We start from the raw sequence: 2,608 nt of genomic DNA on the forward strand, positions 1-2,608 counted from the left end.
CACGTCCCCTATAAACAGCTTTATATTAAACATTCAAGGTATTATTAAAATAAACGAATACGCTTTTGACTACAATAAATAAAATTTAATGCTTGTGGGGGCATATTTTAATTTTTATTTATAGAATCTTTAATTAGTTTTGCTAGTATTCTTATCTGTTCAGTTCCTTCTTGTATAGGAATCAAATTATTATCTTCAATTTCTTTCATCCACTTATCATCTTTTATTCCTGGCGCAACAGGTATTGCACCAACACCATTACAATCTATACTTTTAAACTCTTCTTTAAATATATCCTCCTTAGATTTTTCAGGGCTGTATGGATATAAAATAATAGCATATTTTATCGCTCTCTCACCAACAGATAAATTCTTACTCCTTATAGCATCTCTGTATCTATGCATCGTATTAATGTCTTCTTCTTTTCTTTCAACCTTCAGCTCTTCTATCAATCTTCGATCTAATCTAACTAGATCAACATTAGATAAAACTTTCCATCTATTATCTATTTTCGCTTTTAATTGTAATTTATATTTTGAATCAAATATTACTAGTTGTTTATCTTCTAAAAGTTCGATACTAAAATCTGGTCTTTGTGGAACTATAGGACTATAAAAATTCAACGTATTTTTACCATATTCTTTATTTCCAAATATGAGCAATTCACCTATTTTGATTGGATAATTCATTCCAAGAGCTAAATAATGTTTAAAAAAATCTTCATAATACTTTATTTTCACGTCATTTTGAACTTCTTTTATATGGGCAATAATATCAATAATCTTAATATACAACCAGCTTTCATATAGCTTATCCATAGACATAACCGAGATAGCATTATTACCATTATATTCAATATCCAATACTCTGTTTAATAGTTTTATATTCTTTTCATATGTCAAATAATCTTGTTGAAAGTTAAATTTAGTTCTATTCTTTAAATTACTTATGGGATTAACAGCATACCAAAATGAATTTTTCAATCTGTTTCTGTAATTGCTCGTTTTTTTCTTTAAAATCTTAAATTTTTCTTCCTCTTTAATTCTTTTATAATAATCACTTTTTTCATTTTCTATCTGTTTATATAAAGAATTTAACCTCCTAAGAAGATTCTCAGTTAAAAACTTTATATAGCCCAACTCTGTTGTTTTATTAGTACTTATATTTCCCCACATTTTTAAATATTTACGGTTCTTCAATTTTTTTTTCCCAAACTTAGTTAAAAAACCATTAACCATACTATCTATATTTCTGATCTTATTAGTTTGAGAAGTAATCAGGTCCCTCGCTATATGATTAGATTCTCTCTTTTCAATTCTTTTTAAATTATTTAGTAATGTATCTACCATTTCAATATAATTATGCAACCATTCAATCTTTGTATTCTTTACTTCTGTTGAATAATTATATCTACTAGACGTAGGTTTAAATATATTTAAAACTATGCTGGTATTTATCTCTTGGAGTTCTTTTAACATTATCAAACGATCTTCCAAAAAATTTAATTTTAATGAAAACACACTAAATTCAATGGTAGAGAGTACGCTATCATTCCTTAAAATTGATAAAGTTGCAACTCCAACATTTCCTTTAAAATTAAACGCACCTGTCACAATATTATCAACCATTACATCATTATTCGAATTATGTGCACCGCTACCATCAAATCTAATTCTATATTTATTATTATCTTTACTTTTCAATATAAATTTATAATTAAGATTTTCGTAAAATAAAGGTAAATATCCATCATTCTCACTTTTATATACGTTGACTCTATTTAAATTTAAAGCTGATTTATTTGTTATTTTTATTATTGGAGAATTAGAATCAAACATTATTTGAAAAGAAACTTCATTTTTTTTATAATCATAAGCTTCTTTTAAATTAAGCAAATTATATGAAGTTGGCTGACTCCCGAAAAAGCTAATATCAAACAAATCAGTAGAAATTTCTAATAATGATTCGTTATTCGCCATTTCTATACACTCCAGAAAGTAGTAGCTGGTTTATCAAAGATAATAAGTTCTTTTAACATGCTCTGTATTTTTTTAGCTGCATTTGGATATTTAAATTTTTCTTTATCCACTATAATACTATTAACAATTTCTCCGGGATCATCATACGTGTTTGAATAACTACATAAATTAAATAAACTTTTAAGAACATTTGTAATTTCCTCTGCTTCCCCCTCAACTCTAGTTAAAACTTTTTGTATTAATTGTTGATCAAAATATCTATACCACCAACTTTTATTAGAACTCAGTTCTAAATAATTCAATTTTGCTGAATGATATAGATATATACAAACCTCATCACGAGTCCTTAAACCAAAATTCTGTTTTAATACTTTTAAAACAGCATTAAATTTATTTAATTCCTCTATCCAAATCTGCAAACTTTCTTTTAGGGGAAGAACTTCTAATAATTCTACGTTTCTAGCCCATAAATCTGTTAATTCTTTAAAGTTTGTAATTTTACCCTCCAGCATAGAATTTACAATAATAATTTCTTCTTCTGGTTGTTCCGTTTCTTCTCCTGCTTCTGCTTCTTCTCCTGCTCCTGCTTCTTGTCGTGTTTTTGCTTCTTCTCCTGCTTCTTCTCCTGG

2 protein-coding genes are annotated in these 2,608 nt (G+C 26.9%); both read right to left on the reverse strand.

Going from position 1 to position 2,608, the window contains the following annotated elements; genetic code table 11:
* Positions 1–107: 107 nt before the first annotated feature.
* Positions 108–1,979 carry a DUF2357 domain-containing protein gene (locus KVT27_RS22975; RefSeq protein WP_139893483.1) on the reverse strand — a complete coding sequence of 624 codons (1,872 nt, stop codon included), beginning with the start codon at positions 1,977–1,979 and terminating at the stop codon, positions 108–110.
* 2 nt (positions 1,980–1,981) lie between these two features.
* The coding region (locus KVT27_RS22980; RefSeq protein WP_217582009.1) for a hypothetical protein at positions 1,982–2,608 on the reverse strand (627 nt) is incomplete at its 5' end.

This window comes from Lysinibacillus sp. GbtcB16 (assembly GCF_019091145.1).
Taxonomy (GTDB): domain Bacteria; phylum Bacillota; class Bacilli; order Bacillales_A; family Planococcaceae; genus Lysinibacillus; species Lysinibacillus fusiformis.